At 68.3% G+C, this 24,118-nt stretch carries 19 protein-coding genes; 6 read left to right on the plus strand and 13 right to left on the minus strand.

Annotation, left to right across the window (positions count from 1 at the left end; genetic code table 11):
• Positions 1–10: 10 nt before the first annotated feature.
• The 3 genes from RTX79_RS08045 to RTX79_RS08055 form a co-directional block, all read right to left on the minus strand.
• Positions 11–1,105: a 3-deoxy-7-phosphoheptulonate synthase gene (locus RTX79_RS08045; RefSeq protein ID WP_057507456.1), complete on the minus strand. Its 1,095-nt coding sequence runs from the start codon at positions 1,103–1,105 to the stop codon at positions 11–13.
• A 481-nt stretch (positions 1,106–1,586) separates the two neighbouring features.
• Positions 1,587–3,236 carry a chaperonin GroEL gene (groL, locus tag RTX79_RS08050; protein WP_312683099.1) on the minus strand — a complete coding sequence of 550 codons (1,650 nt, stop codon included), beginning with the start codon at positions 3,234–3,236 and terminating at the stop codon, positions 1,587–1,589.
• An 88-nt stretch (positions 3,237–3,324) separates the two neighbouring features.
• The gene (locus tag RTX79_RS08055; protein ID WP_042614504.1) at positions 3,325–3,615 is read right to left on the minus strand and encodes a co-chaperone GroES; all 291 of its coding nucleotides are present in this window, start codon (positions 3,613–3,615) and stop codon (positions 3,325–3,327) included.
• 271 nt (positions 3,616–3,886) lie between these two features.
• Here RTX79_RS08055 and RTX79_RS08060 point away from each other — a divergent pair, with 271 nt between their 5' ends.
• From RTX79_RS08060 to RTX79_RS08080, 5 genes are all read left to right on the plus strand, one after another.
• The gene (locus RTX79_RS08060; protein ID WP_312683100.1) at positions 3,887–5,680 is read left to right on the plus strand and encodes an endonuclease; all 1,794 of its coding nucleotides are present in this window, start codon (positions 3,887–3,889) and stop codon (positions 5,678–5,680) included.
• A 69-nt stretch (positions 5,681–5,749) separates the two neighbouring features.
• Positions 5,750–6,088, plus strand: a complete 339-nt coding sequence (cutA, locus tag RTX79_RS08065; protein WP_042614506.1) for a divalent-cation tolerance protein CutA — start codon at positions 5,750–5,752, stop codon at positions 6,086–6,088.
• Between the two features lie 14 nt (positions 6,089–6,102).
• Positions 6,103–8,499 (plus strand): protein-disulfide reductase DsbD domain-containing protein, encoded by a 2,397-nt coding sequence (locus tag RTX79_RS08070; protein WP_312683101.1) that lies wholly within the window; start codon positions 6,103–6,105, stop codon positions 8,497–8,499.
• A complete protein-coding gene (locus RTX79_RS08075) occupies positions 8,496–9,074 on the plus strand; it encodes a TlpA family protein disulfide reductase (RefSeq protein ID WP_312683102.1) in 579 nt (192 codons plus the stop codon). Before RTX79_RS08070 ends, RTX79_RS08075 begins: the two co-directional genes overlap by 4 nt.
• Positions 9,075–9,213: 139 nt before the next feature.
• Positions 9,214–11,733, plus strand: a complete 2,520-nt coding sequence (locus RTX79_RS08080) for a PepSY domain-containing protein (RefSeq protein ID WP_312683103.1) — start codon at positions 9,214–9,216, stop codon at positions 11,731–11,733.
• Between the two features lie 22 nt (positions 11,734–11,755).
• On the opposite strand, the gene RTX79_RS08085 is transcribed toward RTX79_RS08080, so the two are convergent.
• Positions 11,756–12,727 carry a LysR family transcriptional regulator gene (locus RTX79_RS08085; RefSeq protein ID WP_312683177.1) on the minus strand — a complete coding sequence of 324 codons (972 nt, stop codon included), beginning with the start codon at positions 12,725–12,727 and terminating at the stop codon, positions 11,756–11,758.
• A gap of 35 nt (positions 12,728–12,762) precedes the next feature.
• Here RTX79_RS08085 and RTX79_RS08090 point away from each other — a divergent pair, with 35 nt between their 5' ends.
• Positions 12,763–13,521, plus strand: a complete 759-nt coding sequence (locus RTX79_RS08090; protein ID WP_057507449.1) for an SDR family NAD(P)-dependent oxidoreductase — start codon at positions 12,763–12,765, stop codon at positions 13,519–13,521.
• 12 nt (positions 13,522–13,533) lie between these two features.
• Here RTX79_RS08090 and RTX79_RS08095 read toward each other — a convergent pair whose 3' ends face one another.
• From RTX79_RS08095 to RTX79_RS08135, 9 genes are all read right to left on the minus strand, one after another.
• Positions 13,534–16,077 (minus strand): methyl-accepting chemotaxis protein, encoded by a 2,544-nt coding sequence (locus RTX79_RS08095; protein WP_428695979.1) that lies wholly within the window; start codon positions 16,075–16,077, stop codon positions 13,534–13,536.
• Between the two features lie 283 nt (positions 16,078–16,360).
• Entirely contained in the window at positions 16,361–17,185 is an 825-nt protein-coding gene (locus RTX79_RS08100; RefSeq protein WP_312683105.1) for an alpha/beta fold hydrolase, read from the minus strand.
• A 35-nt stretch (positions 17,186–17,220) separates the two neighbouring features.
• The gene (locus RTX79_RS08105) at positions 17,221–18,855 is read right to left on the minus strand and encodes an MFS transporter (protein WP_312683106.1); all 1,635 of its coding nucleotides are present in this window, start codon (positions 18,853–18,855) and stop codon (positions 17,221–17,223) included.
• On the minus strand, positions 18,849–20,144 hold the full coding sequence (locus RTX79_RS08110; protein ID WP_312683178.1) for an alginate export family protein: 1,296 nt from the start codon (positions 20,142–20,144) through the stop codon (positions 18,849–18,851). The genes RTX79_RS08105 and RTX79_RS08110 overlap by 7 nt, the downstream gene beginning before the upstream one ends.
• A complete protein-coding gene (locus RTX79_RS08115; RefSeq protein WP_312683179.1) occupies positions 20,123–21,970 on the minus strand; it encodes an amidohydrolase in 1,848 nt (615 codons plus the stop codon). Before RTX79_RS08115 ends, RTX79_RS08110 begins: the two co-directional genes overlap by 22 nt.
• A 122-nt stretch (positions 21,971–22,092) precedes the next feature.
• Positions 22,093–22,521: a DoxX family protein gene (locus RTX79_RS08120; protein WP_312683107.1), complete on the minus strand. Its 429-nt coding sequence runs from the start codon at positions 22,519–22,521 to the stop codon at positions 22,093–22,095.
• A gap of 2 nt (positions 22,522–22,523) precedes the next feature.
• Positions 22,524–23,180 carry a hydrolase gene (locus tag RTX79_RS08125; RefSeq protein WP_057507443.1) on the minus strand — a complete coding sequence of 219 codons (657 nt, stop codon included), beginning with the start codon at positions 23,178–23,180 and terminating at the stop codon, positions 22,524–22,526.
• A 27-nt stretch (positions 23,181–23,207) separates the two neighbouring features.
• Positions 23,208–23,597, minus strand: a complete 390-nt coding sequence (locus RTX79_RS08130; RefSeq protein WP_312683108.1) for a helix-turn-helix transcriptional regulator — start codon at positions 23,595–23,597, stop codon at positions 23,208–23,210.
• A gap of 80 nt (positions 23,598–23,677) precedes the next feature.
• The gene (locus RTX79_RS08135) at positions 23,678–24,019 is read right to left on the minus strand and encodes a hypothetical protein (protein ID WP_309683044.1); all 342 of its coding nucleotides are present in this window, start codon (positions 24,017–24,019) and stop codon (positions 23,678–23,680) included.
• Positions 24,020–24,118 lie beyond the last annotated feature (99 nt).

A 24,118-nucleotide genomic window follows, 5' to 3' on the forward strand; every position in this document is an offset into this window, starting at 1 on the left:
GTTGCACCGCTCAGGCGGCTTCGGTTTCCACTTGTTCGGCGATCACCGCGATCGCTTCGCGGCGTGCGCGCACGGCAGCCGCCAAGCGTTCCAGCACGACTTCGGTGGTCGCCCAGTCGATGCAGCCATCGGTGATGCTCTGGCCATGCACCAGCGGCTGGCCTTCCACCAGTTCCTGGCGTCCGCCGACCAGGTTGCTTTCGATCATCACCCCGACGATGCGCTGCTCGCCGCCTTCCATCTGCACGGCGATGTCCTGGACCACCTTCGGCTGGTTGTCCGGATTCTTCAGGCTGTTGGCATGGCTGGCATCGACCATCAGGCGCGTCGGCAGCCTGGCCTTGGCCAGCACCTGGCAGGCATCGGCAATGCTGGCCGCATCGTAGTTCGGCTGCTTGCCGCCGCGCAGGATCACATGGCAATCCGGGTTGCCGGCGGTGGCCACGATGGCCGTGTCGCCCTGCTTGGTCACCGACAGGAAATGATGCGGGTTGGTCGCCGCGCCCACCGCATCGGCGGCGATCTTGATGTTGCCGTCGGTACCGTTCTTGAAGCCTACCGGGCACGACAGGCCCGAGGCCAGTTCGCGATGCACCTGGCTTTCGGTGGTACGCGCACCGATCGCGCCCCAGGCCACCAGGTCGGCGATGTACTGCGGCGAGATCACATCGAGGAACTCGACGCCGGCCGGCAGGCCCAGCTTGTTGATGTCGCGCAGCAGGCCACGCGCGATGCGCAGGCCCTTGTTGATGTTGAAGCTGCCATCCAGGTCCGGATCGTTGATCAGGCCCTTCCAGCCCACCGTGGTGCGCGGCTTTTCGAAGTACACGCGCATGACGATCTCCAGTTCGCCGGCCAGCGCATCGCGCAGGGGCTTCAGCTTCTGGGCGTACTCGATGGCCGCGGCCGGGTCGTGGATCGAACACGGCCCGACCACCACGGCCAGGCGGTCATCGGCCCCGTGCAGGATGGCGTGCAGCGCCGCGCGCGAGGCAGTGACCGTAGCGGACGCTTCATCGTCGCAGGGCAGCATCGCCAGCAGCTGCGCCGGCGGGGTCAGGGGTTCGATCTTGCGGATGCGGAGGTCGTCGGTATGGGGGGGCATGGCGGGGGTCTCTCGAACGTGTGGGGGTCCCCAGCGTGGCGGCAACAAAAAAGCCGCCAGGGTCGCTGGCGGCTTTCGGGAATGCGGCTGAAGGGTTTCTTCAGGGTGAACGCAGTCCTTCCTCCGCCGGTGGCTTCGGAAAGTAATACCAAAAGTACGAGTTGGCGTGGCGTGCGTTCATTGGGGAGTATTGATAACACAGGGTTTCAGGCCTGCCAACTGTTACATCGGCAACTGCGGGAAAGGTTCAGGCGGGTTCGCGGGCTTGATCCACCCTGCTGGAAAACCGCAGCGTGGTAGCGCCGAGCCGTGCTCGGCGAGCGCGGAGCGCGGCGTGTGCCCGGCATCGCGGTGCCGGAACGGGAGTCGACAGCGTGATGACCAACGGTCGTCACCCACCGAGGCATGTAGCGCCCACAAAAAAACCCCGCCGTTTCCGGCGGGGTTCTTGATGATGCAGGTGCTACGGGACGCGCTGGACTTAGAAGTCCATGCCGCCCATGCCACCCATGCCGCCCATGCCACCACCGGCGCCGCCGGCAGCTTCTTCCTTGCGCGGGGCTTCGGCCACCATGGCTTCGGTGGTGATCATCAGGCCAGCGATGGAAGCGGCGTTCTGCAGGGCCGAACGGGTCACCTTGGTCGGATCCAGGATGCCGAACTCGACCATGTCGCCGAACTCGCCGTTGCCGGCGTTGTAGCCGTAGTTGCCGGTACCTTCCTTCACCTTGTTCAGGATGACCGACGGCTCTTCACCGGCGTTGGACACGATCTCGCGCAGCGGGGCTTCCATGGCGCGCAGGGCGATCTGGATGCCGTGGGTCTGGTCTTCGTTGGCACCCTTCAGATCGCCAACGGCGACCAGCGCACGCACCAGGGCCACACCGCCGCCCGGGACCACGCCTTCTTCGACGGCTGCGCGGGTTGCGTGCAGGGCGTCTTCAACGCGGGCCTTCTTTTCCTTCATTTCGATTTCGGTCGATGCGCCGACCTTGATCACTGCAACGCCACCGGCCAGCTTGGCCACGCGCTCCTGCAGCTTCTCACGGTCGTAATCGGACGAGGTGTCTTCGATCTGGGTCTTGATCTGGGTCACGCGCGCCTGGATGCCTGCAGCGTCGCCGGCACCGTCGATGATGATGGTGTTTTCCTTGGAAACCTGCACCTTCTTGGCGCGGCCCAGGTCGGTGATGGTGGCCTTCTCCAGCGACAGGCCCACTTCTTCGGAGATCACGGTGCCGCCGGTCAGCACGGCCATGTCTTCCAGCATCGCCTTGCGACGGTCGCCGAAGCCCGGAGCCTTCACGGCCACGACCTTGACGATGCCGCGGATGGTGTTGACCACCAGGGTCGCCAGCGCTTCGCCTTCGACTTCTTCAGCCACGATCAGCAGCGGCTTGCCCGACTTGGCGACGCCTTCCAGCACCGGCAGCAGGTCACGCACGTTGGAGATCTTCTTGTCGTGCAGCAGGATGAACGGGTCATCCAGGTCAGCGGTCTGACCCTGCTGGTTGTTGACGAAGTACGGGGACAGGTAGCCGCGGTCGAACTGCATGCCTTCGACGACGTCCAGCTCGTTGTCCAGGCCCGAGCCTTCTTCAACGGTGATCACGCCTTCCTTGCCAACCTTCTTCATCGCTTCGGCGATGATGTTGCCGATCGACTCGTCCGAGTTGGCCGAGATCGTGCCGACCTGGGCAATCGCCTTGTCGTCAGCGGTCGGCTGGGAGATCTTCTTCAGCTCGGCGACGGCGGCAATCACGGCCTTGTCGATACCGCGCTTGAGGTCCATCGGGTTCATGCCGGCAGCGACGGCCTTGGCGCCTTCGCGGATCAGGGCCTGGGCCAGCACGGTGGCGGTGGTGGTGCCGTCGCCTGCGTCGTCGTTGGTACGCGAAGCAACTTCCTTCACCATCTGCGCGCCCATGTTCTCGAACTTGTCAGCCAGTTCGATTTCCTTGGCGACGGACACGCCGTCCTTGGTGATGGTCGGGGCGCCGAAGCTCTTTTCGAGCACGACGTTGCGGCCCTTCGGGCCCAGGGTTGCCTTCACGGCATTGGCGAGCACGTTGACACCACGCACCATGCGGGCGCGGGCGTCTTCACCGAAACGAATATCTTTGGCAGCCATTGAATTCACCTGTTATGTAGCGCCGGGACAGGCCCGGCGGCTTTGATTTGAAAGGGGTCTACGGGGTAACGGAGTGCGCGGGCGCAGCTCAGCCGATGATGGCGAGCACGTCGTCTTCGCGCAGGACCTTGTATTCCACGCCGGCTTCCTTGTAGCTGCTGCCGGCGTACTGGCCGTAGATGACCTTGTCGCCGACCTTCAGCGACGGAGCGCGCACGCTGCCGTTGTCCAGCGCCTTGCCCGGGCCCACGGCAACGACTTCACCTTTGGTCGACTTTTCCTTGGCCGAATCCGGGATCAGGATGCCGCCGGCCGAGATTTCGTCGGCTTCGATCGGCTTGACTACGACGCGGTCGTGAAGCGGCTTCAAGTTGCTCATGTGAGACCTCTCAAGTTATTGATTGTACGGAAGTATTCCGGCGATTTTAGCACTCACCCCAAGTGACTGCCAGAACCGCGCGAGAAAAAAGCCCGGCAGAGCGGGACACAGCAGAGATGGAGCCCGGCCCCGCCCTTTCAAGGGGCGTCCCGAAGAATCTTTTTGGTGACCGCCGTCACGCCCTACACGCTGATGGGGGCAAATACGATGGAAATGTCATGCAACCGGCTTAGATTCCCCCTTCAGGGGATCCGCTCACAAGGAGTAGTCGATGCGAATGCTGTCACCACTTGCCGCTGGCTGCCTGCTGGCGCTGGCGATCTCGCCCGCCCGGGCCGAGGTCTTCATCAACGAACTGCATTACGACGACAGCACGCCGGCCGGGGACGTCGGCGAGGCGATCGAAGTGGTCGCCACTGCTGGCGAGGATCTGTCCGGTTACCGCCTGTACCTGTACAACGGCAGCACCCCGTCGGCGGCCAGCGTGTATGCCAACAACCCGGTCCCGGCCGGCACCGCGGCGGCCTGCGGCAGCGCCAGCATCGCGGTGGTCAGCTACCCGACCAATGGCCTGCAGAACGGGTCCAACGACGGCATCGCGCTGGTCGATGCCAGCGGTGCGGTGGTCCAGTTCCTCAGCTACGAGGGCACCATCACCGCCGCCAGCGGCCCGGCCGCCGGCCTGACCAGCCAGAACATCCCGGTCGCCGAGAGCAACAGCACCGCACCCGGCACCTCCCTGCAGCTCACCGGCAGCGGCAGCCAGTACGCCCATTTCACCTGGGCCGAGTCGGCCGCCCAGACCTTCGGCGCCTGCAACACCGGTCAGACCTTCAGCGGCAGCCCCGGCACGCCCGGCCCGAACACGCCGCCGTCGGTGTCCACCACCACCCCGGCCCAAGGCAGCAGCAGCTTCCCCGCCGCCGGTGACCTGGAAGTGGTGTTCAGCGAGAACGTCACCCTGGCCAGCGGCGCCTTCGCACTGAGCTGCGGCCAGTCCGGCAGCGTGCCGCTGACCCACCCGTCCAGTGGCCGCACGCTGAAGATTTCCACCAACACCGCGCTGGTGGCCGGGGAAGCCTGCCGCTTCGATATCCGGGCCAGCCGCATCAGCGACAGCCAGGGCGCACGGCCGGCCGCCGATTCGCGCATTGCCTTCACCGTGGCCAGCAGCACCGGCAATCCGGATCCCGGCAATCCCGGCAATCCCGGCGCGTACTACGCGCGGGTGAATACCTCCAGCCCGAGCCAGCTGCGTTGTTCGCTGCATGAGACCATCAAGGGCCACACCGCGTATCCGTACAGCGGCTCGGGCACCAGCACCTGGACCATCCTGGAAATCGCCGACGAAGATCCCAACAACGCCGGCAACGTGCTCGATGCCTACCGCAACCGCAGCTACGTCAAGGGCAGCGGACGCGCGGGCACCGGCAGCGGGCTGACCTACAACCGCGAGCACACCTGGCCCAATTCGCTGGGCTTTGCCAGCACCACCGGCGACAAGGGCCTGCCGTATGCGCCCTACACCGACACCCACATGCTGTACCTGACCGATGCGCAGTGGAATGCCGACCGCGGCAACAAGCCGTTCGCCAAGTGCGACAGCAACTGCGGCGAGCGCGCCACCGAGTCCAACAATGGCCAGGGCGGCGGCAGCGGCGCCTACCCGGGCAATTCCAACTGGGTGCGCACCCCCGATGGCAACCAGGGCTCGTTCGAAGTGTGGGGCAAGCGCAAGGGCGACATGGCGCGTGCGGTGATGTACATGGCGATCCGTTATGAAGGCGGCAAGGATGCCGCGACCGGCCAGTCCGAGCCGGACCTGGAGCTGACCGACGACCGCAGCAGGATCGTCAAGACCAGCAGTTCGCCGGCCTACATGGGCCTGCTGTCCACCCTGATCGACTGGCACCTGGCCGACCCGCCGACCGATGCGGAGCGGGCCCGCAACGAGGTGATCTACAGCTTCCAGGGCAACCGCAATCCGTTCATCGACCACCCCGAGTGGGCCACCCCGGCCCTGTTCACCTCGGCCAAGCCGAGCAGCTGCCAGCTGGCCAACTGATCATTTTCTGATTCGGCTCATGCCCCGGTCCGGCCTTCTGCCCGGACCGGGGCCCTATACTCGGCGGCGATGTCGACCGCCGATCCCGTCCTGCTGCTGTTCACCACCTGTCCTGACCTGGCCAGCGCCGAGCGCATCGCGCATGCGCTGGTCGGCGAGCGGCTGGCAGCCTGCGTCACCCGCCAGGAAGGCGCACGGTCCACGTACCGGTGGCAGGGCGAAGTGACCACAGACAGCGAACTGCAGCTGCTGGTCAAGACCACCGCCAGCCGGCTCGATGCCGCGATGGCGCGGCTGGTCGAACTGCATCCGTATGAACTCCCCGAGTGCATCGCGGTCGAAGCACGCGCCGGCTTGCCGGCCTATCTGGATTGGATCCGGGCACAGACCCGGGAGGAACACAGTTGATGAAAGCAGGTTTCATGAAATCAGCATGGAGGGCGTCGTTGCGTCGTGGCGCTGCGGTCTGCGCGCTGCTGGCGCTTGCCCTGCCCGCCTGGGCACTGAGCGAGAAGGACCTGCTGCCGGTGGACGAAGCGTTCGCGCTGACCGCCACGGCGACCCAGCGCGACCAGATCCAGCTGCAGTGGAAGATCGCCCCGGGCTATTACCTGTATCGCCATCGCACCAGTGCCAAGGCCGACCCGGCCTTCAATGCGGGTGCGTTGAAGATGCCGGCCGGCGAGCGCCACCACGATGATTTCTTCGGCGAAGTAGAGACCTATCGCGAGCGCCTGAGTGCCACATTGCCGGGCCAGCCGGCCGCAGCTACCGGCACCGTCAGCGTGGAAGTGCGCTTCCAGGGCTGCGCCGACGCGGGGGTGTGCTACCCGCCGCAGAAGCGCGTGATCCAGGTCGCGCTGCCCGGCGGCGGTACAGGCGCCGCTTCACCGGTGATTGCCGGTGCGGCCGGCGGGTCAGCGTTGAACAACGCCCTGGGTGGCGCCAGCGGCGGCCTGCGCCTGCCCGGTACCGCTGCAGCCGTGCAGGGCCTGCCGCTGCCTTCGGAGAAGGCCTTCGGCTTCGAAGCCATCGTCGACGATGGCAACACCCTGCTGCTGCGTTTCACCCCGGCCAAGGGCTATTACCTGTATCGCGACCGCACCTCGCTGAAGCTGGAAGGTGCCAACGGCATCCGCGTGGAGGCGCTGCGCTGGCCGCAGGCTCAGTCGCACCGCGATGAACATTTCGGCGACGTGGCGGTGTTCTTCGACCAGACCGACGCGACCCTGCCGCTGCACCGCAGCCGTGCCGAGGCACTGGATGCCACCCTGGTCGTGACCTTCCAGGGGTGCCAGACCGATGGCATCTGCTACCCGCCGATGACCCGCCGGGTGCGGCTGGACATTCCCGCCGGCAAGGTCGATGCGACGGCGGCGACCACCGCGGCCGGCAATGAGCTGCCGGCGGCATTGCCGCGCGAAGCGCAGCGCACTGACGGCACCGGCAGCGAGAAGACCGACAACCGTCGCGTGGTGCCGATCCTTCCGGACCCCGTGGCAGGTGACGCCGCGGGTCTGGACGCGGCCACCGCGGGCGCCACCGCGCCCAGCCCGGATGCGAGCGCGGACAACGCACAGCGCACGCGTCCGCCGGAACCGACCAGCGCCAAGGGGCTGCTGGTGGTGCTGTTGCTGGCGCTGGCTGGCGGCCTGGTGCTGAACCTGATGCCGTGCGTGCTGCCGATCCTTTCGCTGAAAGTGCTGGGCCTGGCGCAGAGCGGTGAGAGCCGCCAGCGGGCGCGCGCCCATGCACTCTGGTACACCGCCGGCGTGCTGGTGGCGTTCGCGGTGATCGGTGCGCTGGTGCTGGCCCTGCGCGCGGCCGGCCAAGCCGCAGGGTGGGGCTTCCAGCTGCAGCACCCGTGGTTCATCGCCGCGCTGGTGTACCTGATGTTCGCCGTCGGCCTGAGCCTGTCCGGGGTGTTCACGCTGGGCGGCAACGTCGGCGGCATCGGCCAGTCGCTGGCATCGCGCAGCGGTCCGGTCGGCGATTTCTTCACCGGGGTACTGGCCTGCGTGGTCGCCAGCCCGTGCGTGGCGCCGTTCATGGGCCCGGCCCTGGCTTACGCGTTCGCCGCGCCCGCGCTGCAGTCGATGCTGGTGTTCCTGGCACTGGGCCTGGGCCTGGCGCTGCCGTTCCTGCTGGTCGGTTTCGTGCCCACGCTGGCCCGTCGCCTGCCGCGTCCCGGCGCGTGGATGGAAACGCTCAAGCACGTGCTGGCGTTCCCGATGTACGCGACCGCGCTGTGGCTGCTGTGGGTGCTGGGCAAGCAGCGTGGCGTGGATGCGATGGCGCTGGTGCTGGGCGGACTGGTGCTGCTGGCGCTGGGCCTGTGGTGGTTCGAGCGCAGCCGCTGGCGCAGCCAGCGCGTGGGTGCGCTGCTGGCCGGCGTGGTGATCCTGGCTGCACTGGTGCCGGTGTGGGGCGTTGCCCGGCTGGCCCCGCCGGCGACCGCCGCGCAGGCTGCCGGTGAAAACGTGGTGGCCTATTCCCCGGAAATGCTCGACCGCCTGCGCGCGGACAACCGCGTGGTGTTCGTCAACATGACCGCCGACTGGTGCGTGACCTGCAAGGCCAACGAGCGCGCGGTGCTGTCGCGTCCTGATTTCCAGGAGCTGCTGCGGCGGACGAACGCGGTCTACATGCGCGGCGACTACACCAACGTGGACCCGCAGATCACCGCGTTCCTGGATGAACACAAGGCCGTGGGCGTGCCGCTGTACGTGGTGTACGGCCCCGGCGCGCCGCCGATCGTGCTGCCCAGCGTACTGACCCAGGCACTCGCCGAAGAAGCGCTGCTGCGCACCGCACGATGAAGCGCCTGCGGCCGGCACTGCTGTGGACAGCGGTGCTGGCCGGTGGAGTGGGCCTGTGGGCGGGGCAGAAGCTGGACACCTCCTCGAGGCAGGGGCCAGGGTCCGTTTCCGAAACGGAAAAGGACCCTGGCCCTCGCATTGGTCCGGTCGTGGCGGGCATCGGCGATCCGCTCCCGGCGATCGTGCTGCCGGATCTGGCCGGCGCGCCGGTGGACCTGCAACGGTTCCATGGCCGGCCGCTGCTGATCAATGTATGGGCCAGCTGGTGCGGCCCCTGCGTGGAAGAAATGCCGGAGCTGGCGCGCTTTGCGACCGCCCAGGGCGACCAGGGCGTGCAGGTGCTTGGGCTGGCGCTGGACACCGCCGAGGGCGTGCGCGCGTTCCTGCGCCAGGTGTCGGTGGACTATCCCATCGTGCTGGAGACCCCCGGCCCGGCCGACGCCAGCGTGCGCCTAGGCAACACGCAGGGCCTGCTGCCCTACACGGTGCTGGTGGACGCGCAGGGCCGCATCGTGCGGCAGAAGCTGGGGCCGTTCGTCCATGGCGAGATCGAAGGCTGGGCAACCGGCGAGTGAGTGCGCTTGACCCTGGCGCCTGCGACCGGAACACTACGCGAGTGATTCTCATTCGCCGCAGGTAGGGATACCCCACGGCGCCTCCCCCGCGCAGTACCCGGACCTTCGGGCCCGGCGTTACCGGTTTCCCCCTCCCCCGATGTTCAAGACCGTTCTCTTCCAGGTGCACTGGTTCCTCGGCATCACCGCCGGCACCGTGCTCGCCCTGATGGGCCTCACCGGCGCCGCCCTGTCCTTCGAGGACGACCTGCTGCGCGTGTTGAATCCGCAGTTCGCCGCGGTCGCCACCCAGCAGGGCGATGGCCGCCAGGCACTGCCGCTGGACACCCTGGTGGCCACCTTGGGCGAAGGCAGCGACACCGCGCTGCAGCGCCTGCGCGTGGATGCCACCGGCCAACGTCCGTCGGTGGCGCGCTTCGATGGCGGCCGCGACAACTGGGTGTACTTCGATCCCTTCACCGGCGAACGCTTCAGCGCGCTGCGTGGCCAGGGCTTCTTCGACTTCACCGAAGACCTGCACCGACGCCTGGTGGCAGGCGACCGCGGCCGGCTGGTCACCGGCAGCTGCACGATCATCCTGCTGGTGTTCGTGCTGTCCGGCATCTACCTGCGCTGGCCACGCCAGTGGTGGAGCTGGCGCAGCTGGCTGTCGGTGGAGTGGAAACACAGCGGCCGCAGCTTCCTGTGGAGCCTGCATTCGGTGATCGGCACCTGGGTGCTGCCGGTCTACCTGCTGATCGCCCTGACCGGCCTGTGGTGGTCCTTCGACTGGTACCGCGATGGCCTGACCCGCCTGCTCGGGGGACCGCCGGTTGCTGCGCCGACGGTGCAGGCCGACGGAGCGCTGGACCTGCAGCGCGTGCAGGCCAGCCTGTATGCGCTGCCTGGCGTGCGCGAAGGCTACATCGACCTGCGGCTGCCGGCGCGCGGCGACCGCCCGGTCACCGCACGGGTGATGTCTGCCCAGCATTCCCATCATGACCGCGCCTACGACACCCTGCAGATCGATCCCGCCAGTGGCGCGGTGCTGGACCAGCGCGCGTATGCCGACCTGGGTGGCGGCGAAAAGGTGCTGGGCAGCATGTTCGCACTGCATTCGGGCAGTTTCTTCGGCCTGCCCGGGCGCCTGATCGTGATGCTGTCCAGTTTGATGATGGTGCTGTTCTTCGTCACCGGCTGGATGCTGTACCTGGACCGCCGCGCGAAGAAGCGCGCCGTGCGCGCCTCGCGCGTGGACCTCGTCGCGCCGCCGTCGGCGGGCCATGCCGACGGGCCGCCGTGGCTGGTGTCCTTCGCCAGCCAGAGTGGCCAGGCCGAACAACTGGCGTGGCGCGCGGCCGGCCAGTTGCAGGCAGCGGGCATGCGCGTGCAGGTAACCCCGATGGCACGCCTGGACGGCGGAACGCTGCAGGAGGCCCGGCGCGCCCTGTTCGTGGTCAGCACCTTCGGCGATGGCGAAGCGCCGGACAGCGCGCGCGCCTTCGAACGCAAGGTGCTGGCGCAGGCGCAGGCGCTGCCGGAACTGGGCTACGCGATGCTGGCGCTGGGCGATCGCCAGTACGACCGCTTCTGCGGCTTCGCGCGGCGGGTGGAACAGTGGCTGGGCGAACAGGGCGCGGCGGCGCTGTTCCCGTGCATCGATGTGGATGGCGATGACGCCCGTGCGCTGCAGCGCTGGCAGGCCCAGCTTGCGTCGCTCACCGGCGTGGAGGCGGCGGTGGACGCCGAGCCGCACCGCCTGCTGCAGGACTGGACCTTGCACGAACGCCTGCTGCTCAATCCCGGCAGCCAGGGCGGCGCGATCTGGCAGGTGACCCTGCTGCCGCCGGCCGGCGCGGGTTGGCAGGCCGGTGACATCCTGCAGGTGGCCCCGCGCCACGCTGCGGAGGAGGTTACTGCGGTACTGGCCGCGGCAGGGCTGGATGCCGACGCGCAGGTGCATGTGGATGGGCTGGAACTGCGCGTGCACGATGCGGCGGCGCGGCGCGTGTTGCCGCCGGTCGACCAGGTGCAGGCAGTGAATGACACCGCCCAGTGGCTGGACCAGCTGCCGCCGTTGCCAACGCGCGAATACTCCATCGCCAGCTGCCTGGCCGATGGCCACGTGCAGCTGGTGGTGCGCCTGGTGCATGGCGACGACGGCCGGCCGGGAATCGGCTCCGGATGGCTGTCCCAGCACGCCGGCATCGGCGAAAGCGTGCCGGCACGGGTGCGGCGCAATGCGGGCTTCCACCGCCACGACGATGCGCCGCCCATGATCCTGATCGGCAACGGTACCGGCATCGCCGGCCTGCGCAGCCTGCTGCGTGAAGCCGACGGCGCCGGACAGCACGGCCATTGGCTGCTGTTCGGTGAACGCCAGCAGGCCTGCGATGCGCTGTACGCGCAGGAGATCATCGACTGGCAGCAGCAGGGTCACCTGGCCCGCGTGGACCAGGCGTGGTCGCGCGATGGCAGCACCCGGATGTACGTGCAGGATCTGCTGCGCGCGGCCAGCACGGAGCTGCGCCACTGGATCGCCGACGGCGCCTGCGTGTACGTGTGCGGTTCGCTGCAGGGCATGGCGCAGGGCGTGGACGACGTGCTGCGCGAAACCCTGGGCGAGGAGGCGGTGGATGCACTGCTCGCCGATGGACGCTACCGGCGCGACGTGTATTGAACAGCGTCGGGTGTGCGCTTCGTTACAGCGGCAGCAGGTGCGGCTGCAGCAGCGCGGCCACCCAGTCCATGAACGCCCGCGCCCGCGCCGGAAGGTGCCGGCGCTGGGCGTACAGCAGGGTCACCGGCATCGGTTCGGACGGCAGCTGCGGCAGGATTTCAACCAGCGTTCCATCGCGCAGGGCCTGGCGCACGCCCAGCCGCGGCACCTGGATGATGCCCAGTCCGGCCAGCGCGGCGGCGCTGTAGCCATCGCCGCTGTTGACGGTCACCGCACCGGCCATCGGCAGGCTGCGGTACTGCTCGCCATCGCGGTATTCGAAGCCCGCCGGCCGCTGCCCCAGCGTGCTTACGTAGTGCACCAGACAATGCGCATCCAATGCATCGAGGGTCAACGGCGTGCCACGCGCGGCGAGATACCCCGGACTGGCACAGTTGACCATCTCTATGCTGCCCAGCGGCCGCGCCACCAGCGTGTTGTCGTCCAGCGCACCTACCCGCAGCACGCAGTCGAAGCCTTCGCGCACCAGGTCCACACGGCGATCGGTGCCGCTGAGTTCGATCTCCAGCCCCGGATGCTGTTGCAGGAACGCCGGCAGCTGCGGCAGGATCAGGTGGCGGGCGAGCCCACTGGACATGTCCACCCGCAGCCGCCCGCGCAGTTGCGCGGTATCGCGGCGGAACATGCCCTGCAGGTCCTCCATGTCATCCAGCAGGTCGCGGGCGCGCTGGAAAAGCTGTTCACCGTCGGCGGTCAACTGCACGCGGCGCGTGGTCCGGTGCAACAGCTGGGTACCCATCGCCGCTTCCAGCCGCTGCACGGCCAGCGACACGCTGGCCTTGGGCAGGCCCAGGCCTTCTGCCGCACGGGTGAACGAGCCGCGTTCGGCTACGTGCAGGAAGATGCGCAGCTGCGCCATGCTGTCCATTGATTGTCGGCCATGGTTGAACAGTGATATCAGCATCACGCAGTTTATTCGCCCCCGCAAGCCCAATAGGCTGGTCACCTACCCGCCCGTTGGAGCTCGACATGTCCGTTTCCCGCACCCTGCTGATCACCGGTGGCAGCCGTGGCCTCGGCCGCAATGCCGCCCTCGCCCTGGCCGCCGACGGCGCCGATATCGTGTTGACCTACCGCAGCCAGTCCGCTGCCGCCGACGAGGTCGTGGCGCAGATCGAGGCGCTGGGTCGACGCGCTGCCGCATTGCCGCTGGACGTGGCCGACAGCGCCTCGTTCCCCGCGTTCGTCGAACGGCTGCAGGCCCAGCTTGCCGACTGGGGCGGTGAGCGCCTGGATGGGCTGGTCAACAATGCCGGCGAAGGCCACTACGCGCTGATCGCCGACACCACCCCGGCCGCGTTCGATCACCTGGTCAACGTGCACCTGAAAGGCCCCTACTTCCTGACCCAGGCCCTGCTGCCGCTGCTTGCCGATGGCAGCCGCATCCTCAACGTGTCCAGCGGGCTGGCGCGGTTCTCGCTGCCGGGCAGCTCGGCGTACGCGATGATGAAGGGCGGCATCGAAGTGTTCACCCGCTATCTGGCCAAGGAGCTGGGCGCGCGTGGCATCAGTGCCAACACGCTGGCGCCGGGTGCGATCGAAACCGATTTCGGCGGCGGCCGCGTGCGTGACGATGCGGGCATCAATGCAATGGTGGCGTCGTCCACCGCGCTCGGTCGCGCCGGCAAGCCCGATGACATCGGCCCGGCCGTGGTCGCTCTGATGTCGGCGGGCACGCGCTGGATCAATGCCCAGCGCGTGGAAGCCTCCGGCGGCATGCTCATCTGACCGTTCGCAGGCTCAACCCGGGGCCAGCATCCGTTCCGCGTTCGCGGGGTGTGACGCTGGCCCTTTCGCTCCGGCGCCACGCAGTTGGAACACCGCCACCGCCTCGGCCAGCACCTCGGCCTGAGCTTCCAGGGCGCGCGCCGATGCCGTGGCCTCTTCCACCATCGCCGCGTTCTGCTGGGTACTGGCGTCCATCTGCACGATGGTCTGGTTGACCTGCCCGATGCCGTTGCGCTGCTCCAGCGAGGCATCGCGGATCTGCGCCATGATCGCGGCCACCTGCTGCACGCTGGCCTGCAGTTCGGCCATCGTCGCACCGGCCTGGCTGACCGCGCGCGTGCCCTGCCCCACCTGCTGCACCGAGTCTTCGATCAGTCCCTTGATCTGCCTGGCCGCATCGGCACTGCGCTGCGCCAGCAACCGCACTTCACTGGCCACCACCGCGAAGCTGCGGCCCTGCTCACCGGCGCGCGCCGCCTCCACGGCCGCGTTCAACGCCAGGATGTTGGTCTGGAAGGCGATGCCATCGATCAGCGCGGTGATCTCGCCGATCCGCCGCGACGACGCGCTGATGTCCTGCATCGAGCGCTGGACCTGGCCCACCGCATCACCCCCGCGCGCGGCCACTTCCGCGCTGGCGCGGACCAGTGTGTCGGCCTGTCCGGCTGCATCGGCATTGCGCGATACGGTATCGGTGAGCTCGTGCATGGACGCGGCGGTCTCTTCCAGGTTGGCCGCCTGCCGTTCGGTACGGATGGAAAGATCGGCATTGCCGGCGCTGATTTCACCGGCCGCGTCACCGATCGCGCGTGCTGCGTTCTGGATGCCCGCCACGATGCCCGCCAGCTGGTCCACGGTCGCGTTGGCGTCGTCGCGCATGCGTGCGAACACACCGTCCAGGTCCCCGTCCATGCGTGCGCGCAGGTCGCCGCGCGCCAGCGCCGCCAGCAGTGCCTGCAGGTCGCCGAGGTTGTGTTCGAAGGTCGCCAGCAGGTGGTTGATGCTGGCCGACAGGCGATGCACGTAGCCCTGCTTTCCTTCCAGCGGAATGCGGCCGGCCAGTTCACCCTGCGCCGCCGCATCCACCAACGCGCCGACTTCGGTTTCCAGCAGTACTTCCAGTGCACGGCTGCGCCACTCCACCACCTCGCCGAGTGACTGGCCACCCTCGAAGATCGGCGTGGTCACCAGCTGCCAGCTCGTGCCACCGTGCTGGATGTCGTACTCGCGTCGGCCGCTTCCGTCCATCCGTGCCAGCGCGGCATGCAGCTGGCGGGCCGGCCGGCCCAGTACCTCGTTCCCGCCGGCACCAAGGGTCTGCAGCAACGCCGGATTGGCATGGGTCACTTCGCCCTGCGGATTGACCACCATCAGACCGGTGGAGGCGCTGTCCAGCGCCTGCCGTGCACGCGCGTTCTCCTGCGCCACCGCGCGTTCGCGTTCGATGCGCGCGCGCAGCTGCTGCTGCATGTGGCCCAGCCGTTGCGCCAGCTGGCCGATTTCATCGTGCGGGTTATGCACGCGCAACACCGTATCCAGGCGGTCCTCGGCGATGTCCTCGGCGAAACGCAGGGTGTCCTGGATCGGCCGGCGCACGGCGTGCAGCACCATCAACAGCGTCCCGATCAGCACTACGGCGACCATCAGCAGCGAGGCGGCGAACAGCACACCCAGGCGCGTGGCCTGCGCCTGCTGGCGAGCGCGCGCCTGTTCCAGGCTGGCTGCCTGCGCCTGCTGGAACGCCTGCAGCGCGGGGGCGATGCTGGCCGCGGTATCCACCAATGACTGCGCTTCCACGTCCAGGCCCATGCGCGCGGCGGTATAGGACAGCAGGGCGCCCTGGTAGCCATCCATCAGATCGCGCAGCTGCTGCTGGGCATCGGCCGGCAGGCCGGCCAGCGCAAGGTCGAAGGGCAGTTTTTCCTCGCTGGCGCGGTCGGCATGCCGGGAGTCGCCGCTCAGCAGCAGCAGGCTTTCCTGGCGGCGCATGCGTTGCAGGTGCAGGGCCAGCAGCGGGCGTTGCGTTGCGTCCACCGCCGCCTGCACGGCGTCGGCCGCCTGCTCCAGCTGCGCCGACATCGCTTCATCGCCCCGCCCCATTTCATCCACGCGCGCGTTGAGCGCGGCGATGCCCTCGGCAAACGCGTCGGCCTGGGTGGTCAGTTCGGCCAATGCCTGCCGGCGCGTCGCGTCCATCGGCAACGCCCGCAGTTGCTGCAGCGTCGCCTGCAGGCGCTGCTGGGCGAGCTGCAGCGCGTCGCGGTCGGTGGCATCGAAACTGCGTGCATACTGGGTCTGCAGCCGCCTCGCTTCGGCGATATCGGCGGCCAGCGTGGCAGCCAGCCCGGTGCCCTGCTGGTAGACCGCGAAGCTCTGTGCGGCGCGTTCGCTGCCGTGGCTGGTCCACCAGTACATCGCGGCAATGGTGACCAGGCCCAGGCCACAGACCAGCAGGCTGGCCTTGATCTTGGCGGCCACGCTGAGCCGCGCCAGGCGCTGCAGGGAAGGCCGCGCACGGACCGCGAGGTGGCGCAGGCGGGGGAAGGCAGAACGCAGGATGTGGGGGGCAGCCGGCATGACAGAGTCCGAGGCGGAATGACGCATCGGTATCGGCCTGCCCTGGCCGGACTTTAGCCCGTTGTTGCCGGCAGGTGCGGCGCCGCACGCGGGCCACTGCTCGTTGTAGCAGCGCCGCAAGTCGCATCGATGACAGCGCATGGTGCGCTGGACCTGCCTGTGCGGTCATGCGGAAATGGAAGCGCTGGAGGCCGGAAACAAAATGGCCGGAGCGTTCGCACGCTCCGGCCATTCCGGCGTATCGCGGGTGGGTGGTGCCTGATCAGGCCCTGGCAAAGGCCAGCAGGTCGGCGTTGAACTGATCGGCGTGGGTCGCCGTCAGGCCATGCGGCGCACCGGGGTAGACCTTCAGCGTGCCGTTGGCCAGCAGCTTGATCGACTTCTCGGCAGCCGCCTTGATCGGCACGATCTGGTCGTCGTCGCCATGGATCACCAGCGTCGGCACGTCGATCTTCTGCAGGTCCGCGCTGTAGTCCACTTCGGAGAACTCACGCACGCAGTCGTACTGGCCCTTCACGCCGCCGAGCATGCCCTGCAGCCAGAACGAATCGCGCATGCCCTGGGTGACCGCGTTGCCATCGCGGTTGGCACCGAAGAACGGCGAGGCCAGGTCCTGGAAGAACTGCGAGCGATCACCACCGGTGCCCTTGCGGATGCCATCGAACACGTCCAGCGGCGTGCCTTCCGGGTTGCCGGCGGTCTGCAGCATCAGCGGTGGTACCGCACCGACCAGCACCACCTTGGCGACGCGGCTGCTGCCATGGCGACCCACGTAGTGCGCCACTTCGCCACCACCGGTGGAATGCCCGACCAGGATCGCGTCCTTGACGTCGGCCTGCTGCAGCACCGCGGCCAGGTCGTCGGCGTAGGTATCCATGTCATTGCCGTCCCAGGTCTGGCTGGAACGGCCGTGGCTGCGACGATCATGCGCGATGACCCGGAAGCCGTTCTGGCCCATGAACAGCATCTGCGGATCCCAGGCGTCGGAGCTGAGCGGCCAGCCATGCGCGAACACGATCGGCTGGCCGGTGCCCCAGTCCTTGTAGAAGATGCGGGCGCCGTCTTTGACGGTAACGAAATTGCTCATGCGGGTGGCTCCTGTCGAGGGGATGCAGCGGTGGATCAGATGTCGCTGTGGGTGTGGGGCACCACGCCGTCGAGCGCATCGCTGCCGCCGACGAAATGGCGCACCACGGGGTGCCGTTCGCCGCGATGCAGCGTGCGCAGCTGCTCCTGCACGGCCTTGTCATCGGCGGTGATGCGCTCGTGCTGGCGCAGGTGTTCCAACCACGACGCGGTGACGAAGTACTCCAGGTGCACGCCGGGACTGGCAACATCTTCGGCCACGCCCCACAGCACCGCGCCATCGCGACGGCGCACGCGGCCGAGCAGGCGCATGCACGCGTGGAAGGCAACCCGGTCTGCTGCGTCGATGCGGTATTCCACCGTCACCAGCACCGGTCCGCGGTCGTGCGCCACCGCTACCGACAGTTCCGGTGCAGGCCAGTGGCCGGCCGGCCGCAGGTCCAGTTCTTCGGTACCGGAGATGCGCACGCGCCATACCAGCAGGCCCGCCACCACCGCGCCGACGGCCGCCACGAGCAGCGCCAGGGTAGGCGTGCTGCGCTGGGCAAGCGCGCCCCAGCACAGGCCACCGGCGGCCATGCCCAGCGAGAACACCATGATGTACAGCGCCAGCGCACGCGCACGCACCCACGCTGGAACCGCGGTCTGCGCGGCGATCTGCAGCGAAGACAGCACGGTGATCCAGGCAAATCCATTCACCAGCATCGCCAGCGGCAGCAGCACCCAGCTGCGCAGCACGGCCAGTCCGACCAGGCTGAGCGCCAGCGCCAGCGTGGCCAGCAGCACCAGCAGGTCACGGTCCAGCCGCGCACGCAGTTTCGGCAGCAGCAGGGCGCCACTGACCGCGCCGATGCCCACGCAGCCCAGCAACATGCCGTACTGCCCTGCCCCGCCCTGCATCTGCCCGCGTACCACCACCGGCAGCAGCGCGGTCATCGCGCTGGCGAAGAAGAAGAAGCCGGCGGACTTGATCAGCACCGCCTGCAGGTGGCCGGCCCGGCTGGCATAGCGCAGGCCGGATTTCAGCCCGGCGCCGAAGCCTTCGGGCGGCAGGCTGGAGGCTTTCGGATCACGCTGCCAGCGCAGCAGCACCACCAGCATGGCGGCAAAGCTGATCGCATTGAAGCCGAACGCCCACGTGGCCCCCAGCTGGGCGACGATCACCCCGCCGATGGCCGGGCCCAGCGACCGCGCGATGTTGATGCCGATCGAGTTCAGCGCGACGGCCGAAGCCAGCATGGGGGGCGGTACCAGTTCGGATACGATCGCCGCCTGCGCCGGCATCGCCATGGCCGCGCCGCAGCCCATGCAGAAGGTCAGCACCACCAGCAGGGTCGGGCTGAGCAGGTCCAGGTGGGTCAGCACCGCCATGGTGCCGGCCACCGCCAGCATCCAGCCCTGGGTGGCCAGCAGGTAGCGGCGACGGTCGACGATGTCGGCCAGGGTGCCGGCCACCAGCGCCAGCAGCACGATCGGCACGGTCGTGGCCGACTGCACCAGCGCGACCATCAGCGGCGAGCCGGTGCGTTCGGCCATCACCCACGCCGCGGCCACGTCGTTGACCCAGGTGCCGATGTTGCTGCCCATGATGGCCAGCCACAACGCGCGGAACATGCTGATCTGCAGCGGCGCCCAGGCGCCGGGTGCTGCGGGGGAAGCGGTATTTACCATTGCCACGCTCCTACGATGGAGGCAAAAAGAGTGTCGCGGCCACCGGCCTGGCGCAGTGCCGGACCGGCATCCACCCAGGCCAGTTGCCATTGCCATAGCCAGTCCTCGCTGGCCTGCCAGCGGGTTTCCGCCTTGTACTGGGTGCCGATGCGGCGCGCGCCGCCGGTACTGCCGGGCAACGGCAGCAGCGGTGCCGGCGTGGTGTACACCGCATCGCTGCGCTGTTGTTTCCAGGCCAGCTGCACGCCCAGCTGGGTGCCGAGGCGCTCGTTGAACTGCAGGTCCAAGGTGGGCTGCACGTCGACCAGGTTGGCCGGCGCCAGCAGGCTGGCCTCGCTGAAATAGGACGACTTCGGGTACAGCGCATTGAAGGTCTGCAGGCGCCCATCGCCCGCATCGCGGTCGCCGCTGGCGATGTCCAGCTTCACCCCCAGCCGCGGCTGCAATGGCGCCTGCCGCCAGCGCCAGCCGGTATCGCTGGCCAGTGTCCAGGCACGGATGTCCAGCTGCCGCGTGGCGGTATCCAGATGACCCCGCTGGACCACCGCTTCCACGTTCCAGTCCAGTGCATCGCGCTGGCCGAACCAGCGCGTGCCGAGCGTCTGCCGCCGTTCGCGCCCGTTGCCATCGGCGAAGCGTGCGCCATCGCGCTGGTAGTCCAGCAGGTAGGCATCCCATTGGCCACTGCGGCGTGCTGCGCTGGTCGCGTAAGCGCCCCACAGATGGGCACCCGGCTCGCTGCGATCGTCGAAGGCGCCGGGACGGTTGTCCACAGCGCGCAACGCCAGCACGTCCAGCTTGCCCGCCGCAGCGCGCCAGCCCAGGCGCAGGCCATCGAACGCCAGCCGGATGTTCGGTCCGTCGCGTACCGACAGCAGCCGGGAACTGCCATAGCTCGCTTCCTGCCGCCCCAGCTGCAGCCATGCCTGCTGCCCCTGCCAGCGCCAGTAGGCCTGCTGCACGTCCAGCGCGCCTTGATCGGTGCCGCCGGGACCACCCGCACGTCCTTGTTCGGCATGCACGCCCAGCTGCACGCGCGCCTGCCAGCCATCGCGGCGATAGGTCGCCGATCCCAACGCGCGCAGCAGGCCATAACCGTCTTCGCTGCCGCCGATGCCGAAGCGGGTGGGATCGAAGTACATGCCACGCAGTCGCAGCGAGGCGTCCCATTGCAGGTCGCCCTGGCCCAGCGCGGTGCAATGGCCCGCCTCGCAGCCGGCCTGCGCGCGTGCCTGTGCCAGCGCAGGCAGCGCCAGCGCGGCGAGGATCAGAACGCGAAGCACGAGCAGCCCATGGCGCCCCAGAACGCCTGCAGGTCACCGGTCGGTGCCGCATGCTGGGCCGCATGGCCGTGTGCACCGTGGGTGGAACAGGGCGCGCCATGGTGATGGTGGTGCGCCATCGCCAGGCCGGTGGCCGTGCCGCCGACGTGGTAGCCGCCGAAGCGGTTGACCGGAGACCAGTCCGGCATCGCCGGCGGCAGTGCCGGTGCCAGCCCATCGTAGTCGGCGGCGGCGTGCACGATGCGACCGCCCAGCACGGTCAGCACGCTGGTGATGTCGGCGATCTGGTCGTCGTCCACGCGGAAGAAGTCGGCCGACAGCACGATGAAATCGGCCAGCTGGCCTGCCTTCAGTGTGCCCTTGTGGTCTTCATCGCCAGAGAACCATGCGCTGCCCTGGGTCCACAGGCGCAGCGCCTGTTCGCGTTCCAGCAGGTTTTCATCGCCATACAGCGCCAGGCCGCCCACGGTGCGGCCGGTGACCAGCCACGACAGTGCGACCCACGGGTTGTAACTGGCCACGCGCGTGGCATCGGTACCGGCGCCTACCGGAACGCCTTCGGCCAGCATCCGCTTCACCGGCGGCGTATGCCGTGCTGCCTGCACGCCGTAGCGTTCCACGAAGGCTTCGCCCTGGTAGGCCATGCGGTGCTGGATCGCCAGCCCACCGCCCATCGCGCGGATGCGCTCGATGTTGCGCGGGGTGATGGTCTCGGCGTGGTCGATGAACCAGTGCAGGCCATCGAACGGTACCTCGCGGTTGACCTGTTCGTAGACATCCAGGATGCGCGAGATGCTTTCGTCGTAGGTCGCATGGATGCGGAAGGGCCAGCGCTTTTCAACCAGCAACCGCACCACGTCATGCAGTTCCGGCTCCAGTCCGGGCGGCAATTCCGGGCGCGGTTCGTTGAACAGTTCGAAGTCCGCGGCGGAGAACACCAGCATCTCGCCCGCGCCATTGTGGCGCAGCAGGTCGTCGCCCTGGCGCGGATGCAGGATGTCGCTCCAGCGCTGGAAGTCACCGACTTCGCCGCCCTTGTTCTGGGTGAACAGGTTGTAGGCGATGCGCACGCTGAGCTGGTCATCGCGGTGCAGCTGCTCGATGACCTGGTAGTCCTCGGGATAGTTCTGGAAGCCGCCGCCGGCATCGATCACCGAGGTGATCCCCAGCCGGTTCAACTCACGCATGAAGTGACGCGTGGAATTGGCCTGGTATTCGATCGGCAGCTTGGGTCCTTTGGCCAGCGTGGCGTACAGGATCACCGCGTTCGGCTTGGCCAGCAGCAGGCCGGTGGGGTTGCCCAGCTTGTCGCGCACGATCTGCCCACCGGGCGGATCCGGTGTGTTCTTGTCATAGCCGCAGGCACGCAGCGCAGCGCGGTTGAGCAGCGCGCGGTCGTACAGGTGCAGCAGGAACACCGGCGTATCCGGCGCGATGGTGTTGATTTCCTCAAGCGTCGGCAGGCGCTTTTCGTTGAACTGGGCGGCAGTGAAGCCACCGACCACGCGCACCCATTGCGGTGCGGGCGTGCGATCGACCTGCACCTTCAGCATGGCCAGCGCATCGGCCAGCGAGCGCAGGCCATCCCAGCGCAGTTCCAGGTTGTAGTTGAGTCCACCGCGGATCAGGTGGGTATGACTGTCATTGAGCCCTGGCACCAGCCGGCGGCCCTGCGCATCGATGATGGTCGCCTCGGCCGCCCACCCGCGCATGATCTCGTCATCGCTGCCGACGGCGACGATGCGCCCGTCCTGCACGGCCAGCGCCTGTGCATGCGGTTGTGCGGGGTCGAGGGTGGTGATGCGGGCATTGCGGATGACCAGCGTGCTCATGCGACGCTCCTGCGATGAGGGGGAGGAAGCCGCCGCCAGGCCGCGGCCGGCCAGGCCCAGCGCGAGTGCCGCGCCCGCCCCCAGCAGCACCTCGCGACGGCCCGGCTGGGAAGGATCGGTACTCATGACGGCACTCCAGGGGAAGCAAGGAAAGAATCAAGCGAGATCGTGCCAGCGCCCGCCAGCGCGACCGACAGCAACAGCAGCGTCCACATCAGCGGGTACTCCACGCCGCCGCGCATCCAGAACCAGCCGCGCGGCAGCGCCAGCACGGCGGTGAACGCGATGAACGCCGCGCCGGCCAGCGCAGCCAGCCGGGTCTGCCAGCCGATCAGCACCGACAGACCGGCCACTACCTGCACCGCGGCCAGCAGCAGCGGCAACGGCGCGGTGGCAGGCAGGCCGAAACCACGCAGTTCGCCGGCAAAGCCGGCCAGGCCCGGGCCGTTGAACCAGCCGAACAACTTGCCCAGCGCGTGCGGCAGCAGGAATCCTCCCGCTGCCACGCGCAGCATCAGCAGCGCCACGTCCAGGGCATGGCTGCTGCCCATGCTCAGTGACCGCCTTCCTGTGCGCCGAACATGGTCTTGGCGTACTGGATGCCCACGCCGTAGCCACCGGCGTGTTCGCGCGCGATACCGGTGGTGAGATCGTAGGTTTCGCCGCGTGCCCAGTCGCGCTGCAGCTCCAGCAGGTACTGCACGCTGGTGATCGGCACGGCACCGGCCTGCACCATGCGGGTGATGGCGCGCTCGTGTGCTTCGTCGCTCACGTCGCCGCAGGCATCGGTGATGACATGGATCTCGAAGCCCTGCTCGATCGCCGACAGGGTCGGGCCGACGATGCAGACACTGGTCCACAGGCCGGCGATGACCAGGCGCTGCTTGCCGATGCGGTTGATCTCATCGATCACGCCCTGGTCTTCCCAGGCATTCATCGAGGTGCGGTCGAACACCGGCTGGCCCGGGAAGATCGCCGGCAGTTCCGGGAACAGGGGACCGGAGAACGACTTTTCGGCCACGGTGGTCAGCACCACCGGCACCTTGAAACCCTTCGCGCCCTTGCTGATCAGCGCGACGTTGTTGCGCAGCGCGGAGATGTCGATGGTGTGGGTGGCGAACGCCATCTGCGACTGATGGTCAATCAGCACCAGGGCGTGGTCGGTCGGGGAAAGCAGCGCGTTGCCGGGGACGGCGGTGGCCTTGTTCATGCAGGTGGCTCCAGTGCGAGGGGAAATTCAGTGAGGGGTTGCTGCGTGCGCGGCGTAGCAGCGCGGACTGCAGCCGGTGGCGGCGCGGAACGTACGGGTGAAGTGGCTCTGGTCAAAGAACGCCAGTTCGCTGGCGATGCGGCCGACCGGCTGTGACCCTTCACGCAACCAATGGCGGGCCTGGTCGATGCGACGTCGGCGCAGCCAGGCAGTCGGGCTGAGCCCGGTGGCGCTGCGGAACAGCCGCGCCAGGTGGAAGCGGCTGACACAGGCAGCGGCGGCGATCTGCACGACGTCGATCGACTGGCCGAGGTTCTGTTCCATGAATGCCTGCGCGCGGCGGACCGCTGCCGCCTGCGCCGCAGTGAGGCCAGGCAGCCCCGAAGGCGCGCCGGCGCACGGTGTGTCGATGGCCATCGGCGGCACTCGTGGGGGGGAGTGCATAGCGTGGCGGCAGACGCCACGGCGCCCTACCCCCGACGGGGTGGGCAGCAGCCTCACTCTTTCGGGGGAGCGCCCCCCCGGGCCGCCACCAGCACGCGCCGACCGAACAGGCAGGCGTCCAGCGAATACGCGCCCGGGCCGAGCAGCAACAGGCAGCCAGGCAGCAGCACCAGCGGCATGCTGCCGCCGCCGCGCCACAACACCAGCGTGGCCAGCAGCACCGCCAATGGGGTCAGTCCGCCGAGCGCCAGCAGCAACGCCGCCGAGGCGGCGACCCATTGCTGCCACGCAGCCACCGGCCACGGCCAGCACATCGCAGCGGCCAGGCACAGCCGTATCCACAGCAGGCCGATGCCCGGCGCACGATCTGGAAACATCACGAACAGACGCTGCATTCCACCCTCCCGTGGACAGGCCGCCCATGGTTACCTGATCCCGCGCTGGCCCGCCTGCCCCGATCGGGTAGGCCGGCCGTGCCCCTGGCCTGCGAGAAT

The sequence above is a fragment of the Stenotrophomonas chelatiphaga genome (genome assembly GCF_032054965.1).
In the GTDB taxonomy this organism is placed as follows: Bacteria; Pseudomonadota; Gammaproteobacteria; order Xanthomonadales; family Xanthomonadaceae; genus Stenotrophomonas; species Stenotrophomonas chelatiphaga.

Coding starts and splice junctions, on each gene's coding strand:
- RTX79_RS08100 (WP_312683105.1), bottom strand. CDS start 17,185: ATGAGCAATTTCGTTACCGTCAAAGACGGCGCCCGCATCTTCTACAAG.
- RTX79_RS08070 (WP_312683101.1), top strand. CDS start 6,103: ATGAAATCAGCATGGAGGGCGTCGTTGCGTCGTGGCGCTGCGGTCTGC.
- RTX79_RS08075 (WP_312683102.1), top strand. CDS start 8,496: ATGAAGCGCCTGCGGCCGGCACTGCTGTGGACAGCGGTGCTGGCCGGT.
- RTX79_RS08055 (WP_042614504.1), bottom strand. CDS start 3,615: ATGAGCAACTTGAAGCCGCTTCACGACCGCGTCGTAGTCAAGCCGATC.
- RTX79_RS08045 (WP_057507456.1), bottom strand. CDS start 1,105: ATGCCCCCCCATACCGACGACCTCCGCATCCGCAAGATCGAACCCCTG.
- RTX79_RS08105 (WP_312683106.1), bottom strand. CDS start 18,855: ATGGTAAATACCGCTTCCCCCGCAGCACCCGGCGCCTGGGCGCCGCTG.
- RTX79_RS08115 (WP_312683179.1), bottom strand. CDS start 21,970: ATGAGCACGCTGGTCATCCGCAATGCCCGCATCACCACCCTCGACCCC.
- cutA (WP_042614506.1), top strand. CDS start 5,750: ATGTCGACCGCCGATCCCGTCCTGCTGCTGTTCACCACCTGTCCTGAC.
- RTX79_RS08135 (WP_309683044.1), bottom strand. CDS start 24,019: ATGCAGCGTCTGTTCGTGATGTTTCCAGATCGTGCGCCGGGCATCGGC.
- RTX79_RS08080 (WP_312683103.1), top strand. CDS start 9,214: ATGTTCAAGACCGTTCTCTTCCAGGTGCACTGGTTCCTCGGCATCACC.
- RTX79_RS08125 (WP_057507443.1), bottom strand. CDS start 23,180: ATGAACAAGGCCACCGCCGTCCCCGGCAACGCGCTGCTTTCCCCGACC.
- RTX79_RS08090 (WP_057507449.1), top strand. CDS start 12,763: ATGTCCGTTTCCCGCACCCTGCTGATCACCGGTGGCAGCCGTGGCCTC.
- RTX79_RS08120 (WP_312683107.1), bottom strand. CDS start 22,521: ATGGGCAGCAGCCATGCCCTGGACGTGGCGCTGCTGATGCTGCGCGTG.
- groL (WP_312683099.1), bottom strand. CDS start 3,236: ATGGCTGCCAAAGATATTCGTTTCGGTGAAGACGCCCGCGCCCGCATG.
- RTX79_RS08130 (WP_312683108.1), bottom strand. CDS start 23,597: ATGGCCATCGACACACCGTGCGCCGGCGCGCCTTCGGGGCTGCCTGGC.
- RTX79_RS08060 (WP_312683100.1), top strand. CDS start 3,887: ATGCGAATGCTGTCACCACTTGCCGCTGGCTGCCTGCTGGCGCTGGCG.